The 18,209-nt window shown below is 70.5% G+C and carries 14 protein-coding genes; 10 read left to right on the top strand and 4 right to left on the bottom strand.

Annotated features, from left to right (window positions below):
- Positions 1-8: 8 nt before the first annotated feature.
- On the bottom strand, positions 9-1,814 hold the full coding sequence (locus QHF89_RS23310) for a S53 family peptidase (RefSeq protein ID WP_136969726.1): 1,806 nt from the start codon (positions 1,812-1,814) through the stop codon (positions 9-11).
- Positions 1,815-1,912: 98 nt separating this feature from the next.
- Here QHF89_RS23310 and QHF89_RS23305 point away from each other — a divergent pair, with 98 nt between their 5' ends.
- From QHF89_RS23305 to QHF89_RS23270, 8 genes are all read left to right on the top strand, one after another.
- On the top strand, positions 1,913-2,464 hold the full coding sequence (locus tag QHF89_RS23305; RefSeq protein WP_136969725.1) for a YkgJ family cysteine cluster protein: 552 nt from the start codon (positions 1,913-1,915) through the stop codon (positions 2,462-2,464).
- Positions 2,465-2,514: 50 nt separating this feature from the next.
- The gene (locus QHF89_RS23300) at positions 2,515-2,904 is read left to right on the top strand and encodes an ArsR/SmtB family transcription factor (protein ID WP_136969724.1); all 390 of its coding nucleotides are present in this window, start codon (positions 2,515-2,517) and stop codon (positions 2,902-2,904) included.
- A complete protein-coding gene (locus tag QHF89_RS23295) occupies positions 2,901-3,545 on the top strand; it encodes an SRPBCC family protein (protein ID WP_136969723.1) in 645 nt (214 codons plus the stop codon). Before QHF89_RS23300 ends, QHF89_RS23295 begins: the two co-directional genes overlap by 4 nt.
- An 82-nt stretch (positions 3,546-3,627) precedes the next feature.
- Positions 3,628-4,620 carry a LysR family transcriptional regulator gene (locus QHF89_RS23290; protein ID WP_136969722.1) on the top strand — a complete coding sequence of 331 codons (993 nt, stop codon included), beginning with the start codon at positions 3,628-3,630 and terminating at the stop codon, positions 4,618-4,620.
- Positions 4,621-4,636: 16 nt separating this feature from the next.
- On the top strand, positions 4,637-5,017 hold the full coding sequence (locus tag QHF89_RS23285) for a hypothetical protein (protein ID WP_136931153.1): 381 nt from the start codon (positions 4,637-4,639) through the stop codon (positions 5,015-5,017).
- A gap of 96 nt (positions 5,018-5,113) precedes the next feature.
- Complete coding sequence (locus QHF89_RS23280; protein WP_284720846.1) at positions 5,114-6,931, top strand: sigma 54-interacting transcriptional regulator; 1,818 nt, start codon at positions 5,114-5,116, stop codon at positions 6,929-6,931.
- Between the two features lie 230 nt (positions 6,932-7,161).
- Entirely contained in the window at positions 7,162-9,681 is a 2,520-nt protein-coding gene (locus QHF89_RS23275; protein ID WP_284720845.1) for a C-type lectin domain-containing protein, read from the top strand.
- 95 nt (positions 9,682-9,776) lie between these two features.
- Positions 9,777-10,052, top strand: a complete 276-nt coding sequence (locus tag QHF89_RS23270; RefSeq protein ID WP_136969719.1) for a hypothetical protein — start codon at positions 9,777-9,779, stop codon at positions 10,050-10,052.
- 6 nt (positions 10,053-10,058) lie between these two features.
- On the opposite strand, the gene QHF89_RS23265 is transcribed toward QHF89_RS23270, so the two are convergent.
- From QHF89_RS23265 to QHF89_RS23255, 3 genes are all read right to left on the bottom strand, one after another.
- Positions 10,059-12,728: a protein kinase domain-containing protein gene (locus QHF89_RS23265; protein ID WP_136969718.1), complete on the bottom strand. Its 2,670-nt coding sequence runs from the start codon at positions 12,726-12,728 to the stop codon at positions 10,059-10,061.
- A 351-nt stretch (positions 12,729-13,079) separates the two neighbouring features.
- Positions 13,080-13,799, bottom strand: coding sequence for a ferritin-like domain-containing protein (locus QHF89_RS23260; RefSeq protein ID WP_136969717.1), 720 nt, complete (start codon positions 13,797-13,799; stop codon positions 13,080-13,082).
- Positions 13,792-14,229: a hypothetical protein gene (locus QHF89_RS23255; protein WP_284720844.1), complete on the bottom strand. Its 438-nt coding sequence runs from the start codon at positions 14,227-14,229 to the stop codon at positions 13,792-13,794. The genes QHF89_RS23260 and QHF89_RS23255 overlap by 8 nt, the downstream gene beginning before the upstream one ends.
- A gap of 144 nt (positions 14,230-14,373) precedes the next feature.
- On the opposite strand from QHF89_RS23255, the gene QHF89_RS23250 reads away from it, so the two are divergent.
- Complete coding sequence (locus QHF89_RS23250; RefSeq protein ID WP_284720843.1) at positions 14,374-15,303, top strand: LysR family transcriptional regulator; 930 nt, start codon at positions 14,374-14,376, stop codon at positions 15,301-15,303.
- Between the two features lie 108 nt (positions 15,304-15,411).
- On the top strand, positions 15,412-18,209 hold a 2,798-nt coding region (locus QHF89_RS23245; protein WP_342763970.1), incomplete at its 3' end, for a hypothetical protein.

The raw sequence follows: 18,209 nt of genomic DNA, 5'->3' as shown, positions 1-18,209 counted from the left end.
CCCGGCGATCAGCCGCCCTTCCTTGCCCCTTCGAGGGGCGTGCCGAGCGCGACGAGGTGCTCGACGAGGTTCGTCACGTGCGGTACGCCGAGGCCCGTCACCGGATCCCAATCCGTGCACGCGCTGTAGCCGTCGACGCGCTGGACGACAGCCTTGCCCACGCTGTTCGCGACGCGCACGCAGACGTCGGTTTGTCCGATCGTGATGTCGCGGAACGCCGGGGGCTCGGCCTTGCGCAGCGAATAGAGCGCCGGGTTGACGAAGCCGACCCGGCCCTTGCCCGCCCGGCGCCGCCCCTCATTGGCGAGCGCGATGATCGCCGCCCAGATCGGCGCGGCCATGCTCGTGCCGCCCGCGTAATCGATCCAGTTGCGGCCGATCACCGCCTGGTACCCGAGCGCGGAGAGCACCTCCCCCCGCTGCACCGAGGGGCCCGAGGCCATCAAGGCGACGTCGGGAAAACCGCGGCCATACGGGACGACCGCAGGCGAATTCGCGCCGCGCGCGTACCATTTGCGCAAGCTGTCGTGTTGCCACGCCGGCGTGGGCACGTCCTGGCTGAAGCCGCCGCTCGAAGCGAGCTGCGTGAACTGGACCATCTTGGCCACGGCGACCGGCGGCGGGCCGCTCCAGGCGAGCTCGGTGAGCGGATCGAGGCACGTGATCATGGTCCCGCCGACGCCGAGCACGCGCTCCTCGACCGCAGGAAATACGCCGTGCGGCCAGGGCGCGTCGCTCACGGCATATCCGTCGACCATGCGGCGCGGAATGCCGTCGAGCGCGCCCCAATCGCCCGCCGCGCTGACCACGGTGATCCCGAGCGCCGCGGCTTGATCGAGCAGACCCGTGACGACGCTCGATCCGAAAATGCGATAATACTTCCGCTCGGGGGTGATCCAGCTCGTCGAGGCCACCGTGACGTCGCGGGCCTCGTCGCCGATGACGGCGAGCAGGAACATCGACCAGGGATCGGCGATGACCTCGGGGTCGACGAAATACACGACGAGCCGCGCCCCGGGCGCCATTGCGCCGGCCCAGGCGACGGTCATCGTGGCCTCCAGCCGGTGCAGCGGATCGACGAGCCGGCCGCCGCGCGTGGGCCCGAGATCGATCATCTCCACCGCGGGCGGCGTGACGCCGTGCGCGCGCCAGAAGAGGTGCAGGTCGCCGATGTCGATGGAGCCGCCGAGCATGAGCAGCGCAATGGTCTCGCCCTCGCCCGTGAGGTGGTCCGGGAACGAATAAATGCGGCGGATGTCGGCGGGCGTGACGCCGGCGAGGTTCGGCGGGGGTTTGCCCGGTTCACTGCGGACCGAAAAAGGAAATCCCTCGCGGAGCTCGACCGGGACTTCCTCTTGCCGGGCGCGGGAGACCATGGAGCTGCGGGCCTCGGGGGCGTTGCGCAGGCCGTGGACGGCCTGGATGAAGCCGGCGAGATCCCGGGGCACGGCCGTGTCGACGCGCGGGGCGCGGTGGCCCGTGGGCTCGCGGAGCCAATCGGCGAGGTGGCGGCCGAAGGCGCGGCGGATCGGCTCCTCGGGCGCGCGCACGACGATGAGCTGTCGGCCGACGGGCCCGGATGGCAGGGGTTCGAGGCCGGCGTGCCGGAGCCACGTGTGCACGGCGTCGATCTGCACGTCGTGAAGCGCGACGAGGCCCGCGAGCTCGGCGCGCGAGAGGTGATGGCCGAAGCGCGGGCTCGCGGGATCGGAGCCCTCGATCACGAAGTCCAGGAGCTCCGCGCGCGAGCGTTCGTGGAGGATCACCGTGATGTCGATCGGCTCGTTCGGGCCCGGCGGCGGCGTCATGGACATGCGGCGAGCCTACCCGAGCGGGCTCGGGTGAGGCAAACGGGGGCCTCGTGCGCGCGCCGCGGCTCGTGTTTGGCGCGGGCGGATGCTAGAGAGCCGGGATGTCCGAGGTCCGAACGCCCTCTCCCCGCGAGCGCTTGCACGAGCTCTTCCTCAAGGTCGACTCGTTTTTCGCGCGCGCGCAGGGCCGGCACGGCGAGGCCCTCACGTGCCGCGCGGGGTGCGACGACTGCTGCCGGCGGCGCTTCTCGGTCACGACGATCGAGGCGGCGGCGGTGCTGGATGCGCTCGATCACCTGCCCGCCGAGGAGCGGCAAACGGTGGCGGCGCGGGCGGCCGATCCCAGCGGGACGGTTTGTCCGGCCCTCGGCGAGGACGGCCGCTGCGCCGTGTACGAGGCGCGCCCCACGATCTGCCGGACGCACGGCTTGCCCATTCGTTTTACCGAGCGAAAGGACGGGCGGTCGCTCCCGGTCGTCGACGCGTGCCCGAAGAACTTCGTCGGGCAGGACCTCGCATCGATCGATCCGTCGAGCGTGCTCGATCAAACGACCCTCTCCACGGTGCTCGCGGCGCTCGACGCGGCGTACGCGGATGCGGAAGGGCTCTCGCGCGGGCAGCGGATCGAGATGACCGCGCTCTGCGGCCCCTGACACGAACATCAGCCTTGACTAATATAAGCTGGTGATGATACTCATCCGCCGTGCAAGCGTTCGACGTCCTCGGGGACCCGGTTCGCCGCCGGATCCTCGAGCTGCTCGCCGACGGTGAGCAGACTTCTGGGGCGATCTCCGAGGTCATCCAGAGGGAGTTCGGGATTTCGCAGCCGGCGGTATCGCTGCACCTGAAGGTGCTGCGGGACAATGGATTTGCCACGGTCCGGGCGGAGGGAACCCGCCGGCTGTATGCGGTCGACGTCCGGCCTTTGCAGGAGGTCGACCTGTGGCTCGATCGCTTCCGCCAATTCTGGGAGCAGCGCCTGGACGCGCTGGCCACGGAACTCGCGCGCGGCAAACGCGAGCGTCGCTTGAAGGCCGAAACGCGTTCGTCCACGAACGACGACACGACATCGAAGGAGAAGGACAAACCATGATCGACCTCGTGAAGGAGCTCAACGCCGTCCATCGCTCGACCGGCCCCAAGACCATGCCCGGGGGCGAAGGCCACACGGTGAAGTTACGACGGAGCTACGATGCGGCGATCGAGGACGTCTGGGATGCGATCACGACCCCGGCCCGCGTCCAGCGCTGGTTTCTCCCCCTCACGGGTGACCTGCGCGTCGGCGGTCATTACCAGCTCAAAGGGAATGCCCGCGGCAAGATCCTGCGCTGCGAGCCTCCCCGCCTGCTCGAAGTGACGTGGACGGTGGCCCCGGAGGACGACGGGAACAGCAAGGTCGAGGTGCGGCTGTCGGTCGGTGAAAAGGAGGAGACGGTCCTCGAGCTGGAGCACGCCGCCATCGCGCCGCCCGGCATGTGGCCCGAATACGGGCCCGGCGCTGTCGGCGTCGGCTGGGATCTCACGATCCTCGGCCTGTGTTACGAGCTCCGTTCCATGTTCATCGAAGACAAGGACGCCTGGGGGCTGACGCCGGAGGCACGGGTGTTCATCACCGGCAGCAGCGTTGCCTGGGGCGCCGCGAACCAGGCCGCCGGCGCATCGGCCGCCGATGCGCAGAAGGCCGTCGAGAACACGACCAAGTTTTACGCGCCAGAGCCGACGCCGGGGACCTGAGCCCGGATCGACTATGGATGCATTTACATAAGCTGTACAGGATTGGCGCCTCTGCGGGGATCGTGTAGCCCTGGTTCGGGCGATGAACCTTGCAGGCATCGACGTGAACCTCGTCGTCGCCCTGGACGCCCTTCTCCAGGAGCGCAGCGTCACGGAGGCCGCCAAGCGGATCGGGCTCAGCCAGCCGGCGATGAGCCACGCGCTCGCCCGGCTCCGCGAGACGCTCGGGGATCCGCTGCTCGTGCGCGTGGGCCGCGCCATGGCGCTCACGCCCCGCGCCGAGGCCCTCGTGCCCCGCGCCCGGGCCGTCGTCGAGGAGCTCGAAACCCTGCTCGCGCCGCTCCCCTCGTTCGACCCGAAGACAAGCCGGCGTACCCTCAAGCTCGGCGCCACGGACTACGTGCAGTTCGTCCTTTTGCCCGCGCTCGAAGAAATCCTCTCCCGCGAGGCGCCGAACCTCACGTTGCACATCCTGCCCATCGGCGTCCCTCCGGCCGCCGATTCGCTCTGCGAGGGCGAAATGGATGTGGCGGTCGGGCGCTTCGAGCACGAATCGTTGCCCCTCGACGTGCGCCGCGTGCCGCTCTTCCAGGACACCTTCGTCGGCGTGGCGCGCGCCGATCACCCGCGGGCGCGCGGAAAGCTCGATCTCGCGACGTACGCGGAGCTCTCGCACGTGCTCGTCTCCCCGCGCGGGACGCCGGGCGGGATCGTGGACGGCGCGCTCGCGAAACAGGGGCTCGTCCGCCGCGTCGCCCTCACCGTCCCGCATTTTCTGGTCGTGCCCCACATCGTGGCGACCTCCAATCACGTGACGACGATGCTCGCCCACGTGGCCGCGACGTTCACCGCGCTCCTGCCGCTCGCCACGTTCGAGCCGCCCCCCGAGCTCGACCTCACGCCGGTCACGATGACGATGATGTGGCACGAAAGGACGCACGAGGATCCCGGCGCGCGCTGGCTCCGCGACGCGCTCGTGCGGGCCGCGCGGCCGCTCGCCCACGCGCGAGGCGCGGAGCGCGAGAAAAAGGCCCCAAGCCCCAAGGCCCCGCTCGCCCCCGAGCACGCCTCGTGACAAAGTCGAAAGCGTCATGAGCGACGCAAAACCGCAGGAGACGAAGGCAAACCCGGTCCCCCTCCCCGCGATCCCCAGGGTCGAGGTGCCGCCCATGCCGGCCATCCCCGACGTCGAGGTGCCGCCGTTCGCTCCGCTCGCCGGCGAGGGCCCGCGCGTCCCCGAGGCGCCGCCCATCCCCCCGCCGCCGGTGATCCCGGAGTCCCCGCTCGCGCCACGCCCGCCCCTCGCAGCGGCGCCCCCGGCGCCCGCCGCCACGCCGTACGTGCCGCCCATTCCCCCGGAGACCTATCCGGTGCCGGCCGCGCCCGAGGCCTACGCGACGCCCGAGCCGCCGGCCGCGTACCCCGTCCCCGAGCCGCCCGCGCCGTACCCGGTCCCCGAGCCGCCCGCCTGATCGCAAGGGACCTCGTCTCGCCCGACGTCCGTTGCGGCACCCGCGAGATCCACGTTCAGTCGGGCAGAACGATCCTCTACGATGCACGCGAGGACCATGCCCCACCTCGTCGTGCGCAAACCGGGCCAGATGGCCTATTCCGTGCCGCTCCCGGACGTCCTGCGCATCGGGCGGCACGAGCAAAACGAGCTCGTCCTCGACGATCACCAGGTCTCGCGAAAGCACGCGACGCTGACGCGCGCCGAAAAAGGCTTCGAGCTGCGTGACCTCGGCTCGCGGCACGGCACGCGGGTGAATGGCGAGCCGATCACGGCGCACACCCTCGAAGGCGGCGACCGGATCCAGATCGGCAACGTGCTGCTCGAGCTCCACGAGGAGGACGAGCGGACGATCGTGCACCACCAGGTCACGGCCCCGGGGCCGCCGCCGCGCAAGGCCGAAGCCGATCGGCGCTTGTCGTTGCTCTTCGACGTCAGCCGCGCGATCGGGGCGATGGGCGACACCGAGGTGATGCTCGGCGAGATGCTCGAAGCCATCGTGGACGTGCTCGGCGGCGAGCGGGCGCTCGTGGGGCTCGGCGACGCGACCCGCGGCATCGTGCGGCGTTTTTGCCGGGCGCGGCGCGGCTCCTCCGCGGACGTGGTCCTCTCGCGCGCGGTGCTCGAAGCGACGCTCGGCCGGCGCGAGGCGGTGATCGTGCGCGACGCGCTGCGGGACGCGGGGCTCGCGACGATGCAGCGCGAGCGAATCGTGTCGGCGATGGCCGTGCCGCTCGGGCTCTCGGCGCGGCCGGTGGGCCTTTTGTACGTGGACGATCGGCAGGAGGCTGCGCGCTTCGGGCCGGACGATCTCGCCTACCTGACGGCGCTCGGGCACCTCGTCAGCGCGGCCCTGGAGAGCGCGGAGCGATACCAGCGGGCGGAGGCCCTCGCGGAGGCGCTCACGGGGGGCGGCGTCGTGGAGGAGATCCTCGGCCGCAGCGCGCCGATGACGCATCTCCGGGCGCAAATCACGAAATACGCGGCGGCGGGGCACGCGAACGTGCTCGTGCGGGGCGAGAGCGGCTCGGGCAAGGAGCTCGTGGCGCGGGCGCTGCACGAATCGAGCGCGCGCGCGGTGCGGCCCTTCGTGACGCTGAACTGCGCGGCGATCCCGGAGACGATGCTGGAGAGCGAGCTCTTCGGCTACGAGAAGGGCGCATTCACGGGGGCGGTCGCGAAGAGACGCGGCAAGTTCGCGCTCGCGGACGGGGGGACCTTGTTCCTCGACGAGATCGGCGATCTCGCGCTGCCGGCGCAGGCCAAGCTCCTGCGCGCGCTGCAGGAGGGCGAGATCCAGCCGCTCGGCGCGGAGCGGACGCAAAAGGTCGACGTGCGCGTGGTGAGCGCGACGCACAAGGACCTGATGAACGAGATCGCCGAGAAGCGGTTCCGCGAGGATCTCTACTATCGGCTCGCGGTCGTCGAGATCGAGGTGCCGCCGCTGCGCGAGCGCGAGAGCGACGTCCTGCTCCTCGCCATGGCGCTGATGCACAAATCGGCGTCGGCCATGGGCAAACGAATCGATGGATTTTCCGAGGCGGCCCAATCGGCGCTCCTGCGGCACGATTGGCCGGGCAACGTGCGCGAGCTCCGCAACGAGGTCGAGCGCGCGGTGATCCACGCGGACGGGCCGCTCGTGGACGCGCATGACCTCTCGCCGCGGCTCGGCGCGGCGCGGCCGAAGCCGGGGCAGCCGCGGGGCAAGAGCCTGGCCGAGCAATTCGCAGAACTCGAACCGACGGAAAAAATGCTCGTGGAAGAGGCGATGTCGCGGGCGAAAGGCAACGTGAGCGAAGCCGCGCGGCTGCTCGGGATCACGCGCATCATGATGAAGCGGCGCGTGGATCGGCTGATGGGCGGCGGGGACGCGTAACGTCCCGCGAGCACGCGGAGGACCTCGATCGATCAGGTGATCGATCGATGGATCGATCGATCGCCGATCGGATCGATCCCCGCGGGGCCCGCGCGCGTCTCCCGCGAAAAAACCCAGGATGTCCGCTCGATTCGATCCTGGCACGGATCACGCAATCACTCTCCGGCGAACGACGAGCCACCCCGCCCGATGAACGGCGCGGAAGGCGTGGCTCCCGGAGGTCTCTCGCCATGCTCTCGACGACGCGTGTGTTCCGTTCCTCGCTCCGCTTGTTGCTCCTCGCCGCCCCGATCGCTGGCTGCGTCGCCGACCCCGGCGCCGAGGACGAGGCCTTCACCGACGAGGCGCCGCAAGCCCTCGCGACCGAGACCTGCAATGGCGTCGACGACGACGGCGACGACCGGATCGACGAGGACGGGATCTGCGCTTGCCAGACGTACGTGCAGGGCGGCCACGAATACCGTGTCTGCCAGAACCAGCTCGATCACGCGACGGCGCAGGGGATGTGCGAGGGGCGCGGTTACGGCCTCGCCCGCATCGAGGACCTCGCCGAGAACGCCTTCTTGCAGCCGTTCGCCGTGGGCACGCAAGGGTTCTGGATCGACCTGCATGACCGCGTCACCGAGGGGGACTACCGCTGGTCGAACGGCTCTTCCGCCTCCTTCCTGAACTGGTCCACCTACGAGCCCAACAATGCGAGCAACGAGGATTGCGGCATGATGTGGGACACGGGCAAGTGGAACGACCTCAACTGCGCCTGGACGAACAGAACGTTCTGCGAGCTGCAAGATCCCGTCGCCTGGATCGACCTCGTGAATGCATCGAACCCCTCGGGCACGCGCCTCGAAAGGACGGCCGCGGGGACGGGCGGCGCGCGTTCGTCGGGGAACATCGGCGCGGGGGATGGATTCGTGCAGTTCTCGCCGGGCGAGGTCGCTTGGAAGAAGGCCGCCGGGCTCGGCGTGGGGAACACGGGCACGAACCGCGAGGACATCGAGTTCGGCATTCATTTCACCCACGACGCGAGCGGCGCGCCGCAGCTCCGCATCCAGGAAGGCCCCTGGGACAAGGGCAGCTTCGGGACCTACGCCGCAGATGACGTCTTCCGTGTCGAGGTCCTCGAAGGCAAGGTGCGGTACCTCCGCAATGGCCTCCCCTTCTACACGAGCGCCACGGCGCCCACGGCGGGCATGGTCCTCGATACGAGCCTCGAAGGGGCCGGCGCGTTCCTCACCGACGCGCGCGTCCACGGCTGCGTGACGGACGAGATCGGCTGCGTGAAGCCCGGGTTCTGGGACGACGTCGTGTATGCCATGGCGCGCGAGAACAACCTGCGCCGCGTCGGCAGCGCGGTCGCGGGCGCCGTCTCCCGCAAGGCGATCCCGCTCGGCGCGAATGGATACGTCCAGTTCTCGACCGGCGAGGTCACCACGAAAAAGGCCGCCGGGCTCGGCGCCGCGAACGCCAACGCGACCCGCCACGACATCGAATATGGCATTTACCTGACGCACGACGCGAGCGGAAACCCGCTGATCCGCGTCCAGGAGGGCCCGTGGGACAAGGGCAGCTTCGGGACGTACGCCGCGAACGACGTCTTCCGCGTCGAGGTCCTCGACGGCGAGGTACGGTATCTCCGCAATGGCGTGCCCTTCTACACGAGCGCCACCGCGCCGAACGCGGACCTCCGCCTCGACACGAGCCTCGAAGACGCCGGGGCCACGATCACGAACGCGGCGCTCGGGACGTGCAAGCCTGGGAATGGGGGGTGCGTCAATCCCGGCTTCTGGGACGACGTCCGGTATGTCTTCGCCGCCGGCAACGAGCTCGAAGCCGTGTGGGGGACGAGCGCCATCGGCGGAGCTGTCTCGCGCGCGTCGATCCCGTTCGGCGAGGACGGGTATACGGAGTTCGCCGTGCTCGAGGTCGGCACGAAAAAAGCAGCGGGGCTCGGGACGGGCAACGGAAACGAGAGCCGCCATGACATCGAATATGGCATTTACCTGACCCACGACGCGAGCGGCGCGCCGCTGATCCGCATCCAGGAAGGCCCGTGGGACAAGGGCAGCTTCGGGGCGTACGCCGCGGGGGACGTCTTCCGCGTCGAGGTCCTCGACGGCGAGGTCCGTTATCTCCGCAATGCCGTGCCGTTCTACACGAGCTTGACCGCGCCGACCACGGATCTGCACCTCGACACGAGCCTGGAGAACATCGGCGCCGTCGTCGTGGACGCGAAGGTCGTGACGTGCGGGGTCAACGACGCGAAGTGCATCGCTCCGGGCTTCTGGGACGACGTCCGGTACGTCTTCGCGGAGACGGGCTCGCTCGAAAGCGTGTCTGGGACGAGCGGCGTCGGCGGAGCGGTCTCGCGGCAGGCGATCACGCTCGGGCAAAATGGCTACGCCGAGTTCTCCGCGGCGGAGGTCTCCGCGAAGAAGGCCGCAGGCCTCGGGACGGCGAACGCAAACGAGAGCCGCAACGACATCGAATACGGCATCTACTTGACCCACGACGCGAGCGGCGCGCCGCTCGTCCGGGTCCAGGAAGGCCCGTGGGACAAAGGCAGCTTCGGAACGTACACGGTGAACGACGTCTTCCGCGTCGAGGTCGCGGGCACCACCGTGCGTTACCGACGCAATGGGACCGTGTTCTACACGAGCCTTTCGCCCCGCACCACGGCCCTCGCCCTCGACACGAGCCTGGAGAACGTCGGGGCCCTCCTCGACGGAATGGCGGTCGCGATCACGCCGTGAAACGCGGCCGCGAGGTGGATCGATCATGCGATCGATCCACCTGCATCTCCCCGAACATGGCGCCTCCCCCTGGCGCCGCAGAAAGGACCTTCCCCATGCTTCGCTCCACGTCGCTCCTCGGTCTTGCTTTCGTCACGCTCTCGGCTCTCTTCACCCCCGGCTGCCTCGCCGAGCCGGACGAGCCTGCGGAGCTCATCTGGTACGACGACGAGTTCAATGTCTGCTTCACCACGGGCAAGGACGGCAAGCGCGTCGAGGTGCCCTGCGACAGCACCGTGGACGCGCCCTTCGAGACGCAATCGAACCCGCCGGACCTCGGCTGCACGACGCCCGACGATTGCGACCGATCGACCGGGGACCAGAACGGCTGATTTCGCTCAGCGCGACAGGAGCGACTCGATCCGCTCGACGCAGCGCTTCTCCCATTGCTCGGTCGCGCGGCACGCGGCGAGCGCCTCCCGCGCGAGCTTCGTTTTCCCCGCCGCGCGATACACGAGCCCGCGCCAGATCGCATCCTCGCACGACCCCCGCGCCGACAGGCGCCCGAGCCATTCGACGGCGGCCTCCGGATCGACCCACAGATACGCGCCCACCATCGTCTTCGCGATCGACGAATCCGACGAGACCTTCGCGCGCATCTCGGCCTCGATCTCGCCGAGCCTGCGCCGATGCTCCGGCAAAATAGCCTTTCCCCGGGCCTTCTCCACGCGGAGGAGCCCGCGGATCGCCGCGGCCTCGGCCCATGCGCTGCCGGCGAGCGCCTCGACGTCCGTGATCTCCTGCTCGAAGGCCCGCGCAGCCTCGTCGAGCCGCCCGATCCGGAGCAGCACCACGCCTCGCCGAAAATATACGCCCATCTGCTCCGGCGGAACGCCCGCCCGCCGCGCGAGCGACCGGGCGCCGAGCCGCCGCTCCTCCTCGTGAAACGCCATCAGCGCCTCGGACTTCTTCTCCGCGACGAGCATCCGATCGTTCGCCAGCGCCAGGCTGACCGAATACTTGAGCACCCGCCCCGAGAGGCTCCGATCGTGCTCGAGGACCCGCTCCAGCGAGAGCACCGCCGCCTCGTCGTGGCACGCGCGATCCTGGAGGCGCGCGAGCGACAGATACACGTCCGCGAGCGCCGGGCCGACCCCGAGCGCCGCTTCACACGCGGCGTTCGCGCGCTCGATCGCCGCGTCCGTGGGTTTGTCGCCCCCCACTTCGATCGCTACCTGCAGCAGGCGGCAGCGCGCCACGAGCGCCATCGGATCCTGCGGCTCGTCCGCGAGCGCGCGGTCGAGCCCCGCATTCGCGTCGGCCAACCGGGACGCCTGCGTCCCCTCCCCTGCGCCCATCGAGCGGAGCAGCGCCCGCTCGACGAGAGCGGGGACATACCCCGGATCCGCGGCGATCGCGGCGTCGAGGAGGCGCAACCCCTCGGAGAAATGCTCTTTCCGGGGCCCGGGGCCCACCATTTTGTAATAATCGAGCAGGCTCCTCTTCGCCGCCTCGTTCGTCGTGCCGAGCATGGCCCGGCGGCGCTTGCCCCAATGGCGCACGACGAGCCGCGCCTCGTCGAGCACGCGGCTCCGCAGGGCCGGAAGCGAGGACTCGACGTCCTTCTCCACGGCAGCGATCTCGACGGGCTCGCCCGGCAAGGCTTCTTGTTCGTCGCCCACGGGATCGAGCTGCGCGGACAGCCGGAGCGTCTCCCCCACGCGCTGCACGCTGCCGCGCACCCAGAACGCGACGCCCGCCGCCCGCGCCGCGTCCCGATCCGCCAGGGCGACCTCCGAAAGCCGCACCTCCGGCATCGTGCGGAGCCCCGCCCGCACGACCTCGGGCGCGCTGAGGGACAACCCCTTCCACGCCGCGTCCCCCGTGAGGTCTTCGAAGGGAAGAACGACGAGGGTCGCGCGCTCGTCCACGTCCGAGGCCGGCACAAGGTGCGGCGCGGGCTCTTCGTCTTCGTCGCCGGGAAAAGGGTTCCAAGCGTCGGGAAGAGGATTCCAATGGCGAAGGTCGCCGCGCGGGAGCTGCGCCAGGAGGAAAAGACCAACAAAAAGGAGCAGCGGCGCCAACGCGAGCCGCCGCCAGGGAAACGTCCGCGGCGCGGGCGAGGTCGCGGGCTCGGACAGCCCTCGGAGCGTGCTCCGGGCCGGCGTCGTGTCCCGCGCCCGCGCGAGCGCGGCCGCAAGCTCGCCCGCGGAGGCGAATCGACCCTCCGGATCCTTGGCGAGCGCGCGCCCAAGGACCTCACGAAGGCCCTGGAGCACGGGCTCCGCGAGGCCCGGCACGTCGAGCTGCGGCGGGTCGCCGCGCAGAATCGCGGTCGAGATCGTCTCGGGCGAGCCGTGTCCAAAGGGCGATCGCCCCGCAAGAAGCTCGTATCCCACGATGCCCAGGGCAAACACGTCGCTCCGGATGTCGAGCGACCCGCCCTTGAGCTGCTCGGGCGACATGTACGCGGGCGTGCCGGCCGCGCCCGCCGCCGTCGTCGCAGCGCCGAGGCCCGGCTCGCGGGCAAGGCCGAAGTCGGCGACGAGGCAACGGCCATCCCGCCGGACGAGGACGTTCTCGGGCTTGAGATCCCGATGCACGACGCCCCGCTCGTGGGCAGCGGCGACGCCGTCGACGATCTGCTGAAACAGGTCGAGCGCGCGCGCGGGCGCGAGGGGCCCGGCCACGAGCAGGTGCCGGAGCGTGGTGCCCGGGGAAAGCTCCATCGTCAGGAACGTGAGCGCCTCGGACTCACCGAGGTCGAAGACACGGCACACGTTCGGATGCGTGATCTTGCGGGCGATCTTGACCTCGTCGCGGAGCCGCGCGAGCGCCGCGGGATCCCCGACGCGATCGGGCAAGATGACCTTGAGGGCGACGTCCTCGTCGAGCGCGCGATCATGCACGCGCCACACCGCGCCCATGCCACCCGCGCCGAGGCGCGCGAGGACCTCGTACCGCCCGGCCACGACCTGGCCCACGCGGAGCACCTCGCCGGAGGCCGCGGAGATGACCGCCGGCACCTCGGGCGCCGTGGGCAAACCGGAGAGCTCGGGCTTCACCATGGGGGGAGCGTACCTTGGAAGCGCTGCGCCGGGGCGCTGCCCCGGACCCCGCGAGGGGCTGTCCGCCCCCTCGACCCCGGACCAGCGAGGCGCTGGACCCAGGATTGAAAAACTGCGCGGTGCGCAGTTTTTCAAACAGGCCGACGAAGAAGCCGGGTTGCCAGCAGCACCCGCAGCGCGGCTGTCTTGGTCGGCAACGTCGCTGCTGGTCTTGACCGGGCCTGTTCGATGAACTGCGCGATGCGCAGTTCATCGAGCCTGGGTCCAGCCCCTGGCTGGTCCGGGTCCCGGGGCGGACAGCCCCGGGTGGGGCCTGGGGCAAAGCCCCAGCGAAGCGGCTTCGAGATGAGACTACGGTAGCCTCTCCGCGAGCCACCTCTCCCCTCGCCCCGTGTCGACCCCGAAGCGCCGGAGCCCCGGGAACACCACGAGGGACATGGTCTCGGAGAAGATCCGCCTCCGCTCGGCGCGATCCAGCGCGCCGAGGCCGGAGAGCGCCTCCTGCGCCGGGTGCTCTGCCCAGGACGAGAAAAGCTCCTCGGAGATCGTGCCCGCGAGCATCGCCGGGAGCGAGGGGCCCACGACGTCCGCGGCGCCGCGCTCGTGCTCGGCCGCGAGGTGCGCCCACCCGAGCCGCGCGTGGTCGATCTCGTCGCGCAGGATCGATTGCATGGTTTCACGCACCAGCGGATCGGTCGCACGCGCGACGAGCTCGCCGAGAAGCGCCGCGCTCAACGTCTCCGTCACGCATGACATCGCGACGATCTCATAAAGCAGCCGCTCCCGCGGCCCGAGTCCGCCGGGCGTGACCCCGCGTGGAGCGGGCACGGCCCCGAGCTCGAAGGGCTTGCCCCCGAGCTCGCGCACGAGCGCCCCGCATCGCTCCGCGTGGCGCCGCTCGTCCTCGGCCGCCTCGCGGGCCATCGTCACCACGGGCGCCACGGCGTCGCACGCCACAAGCTCGCCCGCGAGCCGCGTGAACCGCGCGGCCGCTTCGAGCTCGGCACGCGCGCGGTTCCGCCAGATCTGCGCCGCCGCTTCACGCGCGGCCGTGGCGCCGACGTCAGCCACCGCAGCAGCCTGCCCCGGCATTGCCCGCCGCGCAGAATCCGTCGCAGCACGGCTCCGTATTCAGGCAATTCGCGGCCCAGCAGCACGGGCAGCCACAAGGATCGGACGGGTCGCCGGGGGGCAACGAGCATTCGAGGTTGCTCGCGCCGCCCGCGCCGCCGCTCCCGGACGTCGCGCCCTCCCCGCCCGCGCCGCCGCTCCCGGACGTCGCGCCCTCCCCGCCCGCACCGCCGCTCCCGGACGTCGCGCCATTCCCGCCGCTTCCGCCCGCGCCATTCCCGCCGTTCCCGCCATTCCCGCCGTTCGCGCTGCTCGTGCTCGCCGCGCCCCCGTCGCCGCCGTCCCCCCCATCGCTCGCTTGGTTGCAAGCCGTGAGACCAAGCGCCGCGCCACCCAGGACCAGGACATTGAAGAGCTTCTCGATGTTCATTGCATCCCTCATGTCAAGCAGAACGGATCCAAACGGGATCCCGTGCGCCGCACGGGTCCACCGTTGGTTCTTCCTAGGATGCGGCGCATCGAATGTCCTGTGAATCGGATTGTTCGATACGGTATCGTTCGGGACGACCGAACGATGATCGACACGCCTTCCCTCCGCCCCGGCGCCTCTCTCCCCGACCTCGAATCGCTCCGTTGTTTCCTGGCCGCGGCGCGCCACCTGAGCTTCCGCGTCGCGGCGCGCGTGGTCGCGTTATCGCCCGCGGCGTTCAGCGATCGGATCCAACGCCTCGAAGACACGCTCGGCGCGTCCCTGTTCGACCGCACCACCCGCCGCGTCGCGCTCACCGCCGCGGGCGAACGCCTCGTGCCGGAGGCGCAACGTTGCCTCGATCAGGCGCGCCGGTGCGGCGAGGTCGTGCTCCACGAAGACGGCGCGCCCATGCCTTACGAGCTCACGATCGGCACGCGCTTCGAACTCGGCCTGAGCTGGCTCGTCCCGGCGCTCGACGCGCTCGACGCGGCGCGCCCCGAGCGCAGGCTCCACCTCTCGTTCGGCGATACACCGGAGCTCGTCCGGCAAGTGCAGCGCGATGGGATCGACGCCTTCATTTCGAGCGCGCGGCTCTCGGACGCAGGGTTTTCCTACGCGCGCCTGCACGAGGAGAGGTACGTCTTCGTGGGGCAACGAGAGCTGCTCGCGGCTCGCCCCCTCGCGTGTCGAGAAGATTGCGCCGCGCACACGCTCCTCGATACGCACCGCGACCTGCCGCTCTTCCGCTATTTCCTCGACGCCCGCCCGGGGAGCGAGGATTGGGCCTTTCGACGCGTAGAATACCTCGGCACGATAGGCGCCGTGCGGCTGCGCGCCCTCGCGGGCGCGGGGGTCGCCGTGCTGCCACAGTATTTCGTCGAGGGGGATCTTCGCCGGGGCCGGCTCGTGCCAATCTTGCCGAAGGTGAAGCTGCCGATCGACTGGTTCCGGCTCGTCTGGCGCGAGGGGCACCCGCGGGAGGTGGCGCTCCGCAAGCTGGCCGAGGATCTCGTCGCGCACCCGCTCCGGTGACGCCGCGCGAAAACGTCACGCGGACGCCGCTTGACCTTTTCTTCGCGCGGCCGTAGGGGTGCGCGCATGTCGCAATTCGCCGTGCTACGGCATTCTTGGTTCCGGCCCATGGCCGCCGGAGCCCTCGTGACGGTGGCCGCTTCGTGTGGCGCCGATTCCCTCCCGGATTCCCCGTCCGAGCCTTCTTCGGCGTCACCGGCGCATGCCACGTCGACCGAGATGCCGAAGGATCTCCGCGCGGCCTACATTCACGCCGTGCAGTCGGGCGCCTCGGAGGCCTATGGCGCGAGGTCGGTCGGGCCGGGTCTCGTCGAGGCGGAGAACGAGGCCGCGGGCTTCGTGACGACGCTCTCCAGCGCGGGCGTGGTGATCGCGCCCTTGGAGGCGCCTTGGTCGCTCGAAATGCGCGCGGCGGCGCTCGGCTGCGAGGGCGGCGCGGTGGCGCCGATCTCCGCGGCCCTGCCCGAGGCGACGGACAATCGTATCGTGTACGCCCATCCCGAGCTCTCCGCGTGGTACCTCAATGGCCCGCTCGGGCTCGAACAGGGGTTCGTCCTCGAACACGCGCCCCGTTGCGCGGGGACCAAGGTGGTTGTGCTGGAGCTCGGCGGCGAGCTCCGCGCAGAACTCGAGGACGCCGACGGCGACGGGCGCGGGGACGGGATCCGGCTCCTGGACGTCGAGGGCCGGGTCGCGCTCTCGTATACGGATCTCTTCGCGAAGGACGCGGAGGGCAAGACGCTGCCGGCGTGGATGTCGGTGGAGGCGGGGCGAATCACGCTGCACGTCGACGACGAGGGGGCGGCCTATCCGGTGGAGATCGATCCGCTGGTGGGGATCCAGCAGGCGAAGCTCCTGGCGAGTGATGGGGCGTCGCTCGACCGCTTCGGCATTCGGGTCGCGCTCTCGGGGGACACGGCGCTCGTGGGCGCCCCGCTCGACGACGACAAGGGGACAGGCTCCGGCGCCGCCTACGTCTTCGTGCGCAGCGGCAGCACCTGGACCCAGCAGGCGAAGTTCGTGCCGAGCGACGGGGCGGCGGGCGACCAATTCGGCACCTCGGTCGCGCTCGCGGGGGACACGGCGCTCGTGGGCGCCGGGCTCGACGACGACAAGGGGACCGATTCTGGTTCCGCCTACGTCTACGTGCGCAGCGGCAGCACCTGGACCCAGCAGGCGAAGCTCCTGGCGAATGATGGCGCGCCGGAGGACTGGTTCGCTTATGCGGTCGCGCTCTCGGGGGACACGGCGCTCGTGGGGGCCTTGTACGATGACGACAAAGGGGTCAACTCCGGCGCCGCCTACGTCTTCGTGCGCAGCGGAAGCACCTGGACCCAGCAGGTGAAGCTCCTGGCGAGCGACGGGGCGGCGAACGACCAGCTCGGCGCCTCGGTCGCGCTCTCGGGGGACACGGCGCTCCTCGGGGCCTACTGGGACGACGACAAGGGGACCGACGCCGGCTCGGCTTATGTCTTCGTGCGCAGCGGGAGCACCTGGACCCAGCAGGCGAAGCTCCTGGCGAATGATGGCGCGGCGAATGACCTGTTCGGGTATTCGGTCGCGCTCTCGGGGGACACGGCGCTCCTGGGAGCGTACCGGGACGACGACAAGGGGACCGACTCCGGCTCGGCGTATGTCTTCGTGCGCAGCGGCGGCGCCTGGGCCCAGGAGGCAAAGCTCCTGGCGAGCGACGGGGTGGCGTCGCACAGCTTCGGCCATTCGGTCACGCTGCTCGGGGACACCGCGCTCCTCGGGGCGTATAAGGACAACAACGACAAGGGCGCTGCCTACCTGTTCCTGCGCAGCGGCGGCGCCTGGACGCAGCAGACGAAGCTCGTGGCGAGCGACGGGATGACGGACGACGAATTTGGGTATTCACTCGCGCTGTCCGGGGACACGGCGCTCGTGGGGGCTCAATTCGACGACAACAAGGGCTCTGCCTACGTGTTCGTCCTGGCGGTGGGCAATGGATCGCCCTGCGCCTCGGGCGCCGCGTGCACGAGCGGCTTCTGCGTCGACGGGGTGTGCTGCAACAGCGCGTGCGGCGGCGGCGGCGGAAACGACTGCCAGGCTTGCAGCGCGGCGGCGGGCGCGGCCCTGGACGGGACGTGCAGCCCGCTCGTGATGGGCACGGAATGCCGCGCGTCGGGGGGTGCCTGCGACGTGGCGGAGAGCTGCGACGGCGTCGCGACGGCGTGCCCCGCGGACGGGAAGGTCGCGCAGGGGACCGAATGCCGCGCGTCTGGGGGGGCCTGCGACGCCGCCGAGAGTTGTGACGGGACGTCGAATGCTTGTCCGGCGGACACGAAGGTCGCGACGGGCACCGTATGCCGCGCGTCTGCGGGTGCTTGTGACGTGGCGGAGAGCTGCGACGGGACGTCGAATGCTTGCCCCGTCGACACCAAGGTCGCGATGGGCACGGAATGCCGCGCGTCGGGCGGTGCCTGCGACGTGGCGGAGAGCTGTGACGGCGTCGCGACGGCTTGCCCTGCGGACGGGAAGGTCGCGCAAGGGACCGAATGCCGCGCGGCGGCCGGTGCTTGCGACGTCGCCGAGAGCTGCGACGGGGCGTCGATGGCTTGCCCCATGGACACCAAGGTCGCGGCCGGCACCGAATGCAGGGCGTCTGCGGGTGCTTGCGACGCCGCCGAGAGTTGTGACGGCGCGGCGGTGAATTGTCCTGCCGATGCAGCCGTGCCGGACGGGACGTCGTGTGAAGACGGCGATACGTGCACGGAGGGCGATTCGTGCGAGCTTGGCGCTTGTAAGTCGGGCGCCACCGATCCGAGTTGCGGCAGCGGCGGCGCTGGCGGAAGCGGCGGCGCTGGCGGCAGCGGCGGCGCTGGCGGAAGCGGCGGCGCTGGCGGCAGCGGCGGCGCGGGCGGAAGCGGCGGCGCAGGCGGAAG

The organism is Polyangium sorediatum (assembly GCF_029946465.1).
Taxonomy (GTDB): Bacteria; Myxococcota_A; Polyangia; order Polyangiales; family Polyangiaceae; genus Polyangium; species Polyangium fumosum.
Note: the sequence above shows the minus strand (reverse complement) of the source record. Positions and strands in the feature narration are given on the sequence as shown.

Coding starts and splice junctions, on each gene's coding strand:
- QHF89_RS23295 (WP_136969723.1), top strand. CDS start 2,901: ATGATCGACCTCGTGAAGGAGCTCAACGCCGTCCATCGCTCGACCGGC.
- QHF89_RS23255 (WP_284720844.1), bottom strand. CDS start 14,229: ATGAACATCGAGAAGCTCTTCAATGTCCTGGTCCTGGGTGGCGCGGCG.
- QHF89_RS23280 (WP_284720846.1), top strand. CDS start 5,114: ATGCCCCACCTCGTCGTGCGCAAACCGGGCCAGATGGCCTATTCCGTG.
- QHF89_RS23305 (WP_136969725.1), top strand. CDS start 1,913: ATGTCCGAGGTCCGAACGCCCTCTCCCCGCGAGCGCTTGCACGAGCTC.
- QHF89_RS23275 (WP_284720845.1), top strand. CDS start 7,162: ATGCTCTCGACGACGCGTGTGTTCCGTTCCTCGCTCCGCTTGTTGCTC.
- QHF89_RS23285 (WP_136931153.1), top strand. CDS start 4,637: ATGAGCGACGCAAAACCGCAGGAGACGAAGGCAAACCCGGTCCCCCTC.
- QHF89_RS23290 (WP_136969722.1), top strand. CDS start 3,628: ATGAACCTTGCAGGCATCGACGTGAACCTCGTCGTCGCCCTGGACGCC.
- QHF89_RS23250 (WP_284720843.1), top strand. CDS start 14,374: ATGATCGACACGCCTTCCCTCCGCCCCGGCGCCTCTCTCCCCGACCTC.
- QHF89_RS23270 (WP_136969719.1), top strand. CDS start 9,777: ATGCTTCGCTCCACGTCGCTCCTCGGTCTTGCTTTCGTCACGCTCTCG.
- QHF89_RS23265 (WP_136969718.1), bottom strand. CDS start 12,728: ATGGTGAAGCCCGAGCTCTCCGGTTTGCCCACGGCGCCCGAGGTGCCG.
- QHF89_RS23310 (WP_136969726.1), bottom strand. CDS start 1,814: ATGTCCATGACGCCGCCGCCGGGCCCGAACGAGCCGATCGACATCACG.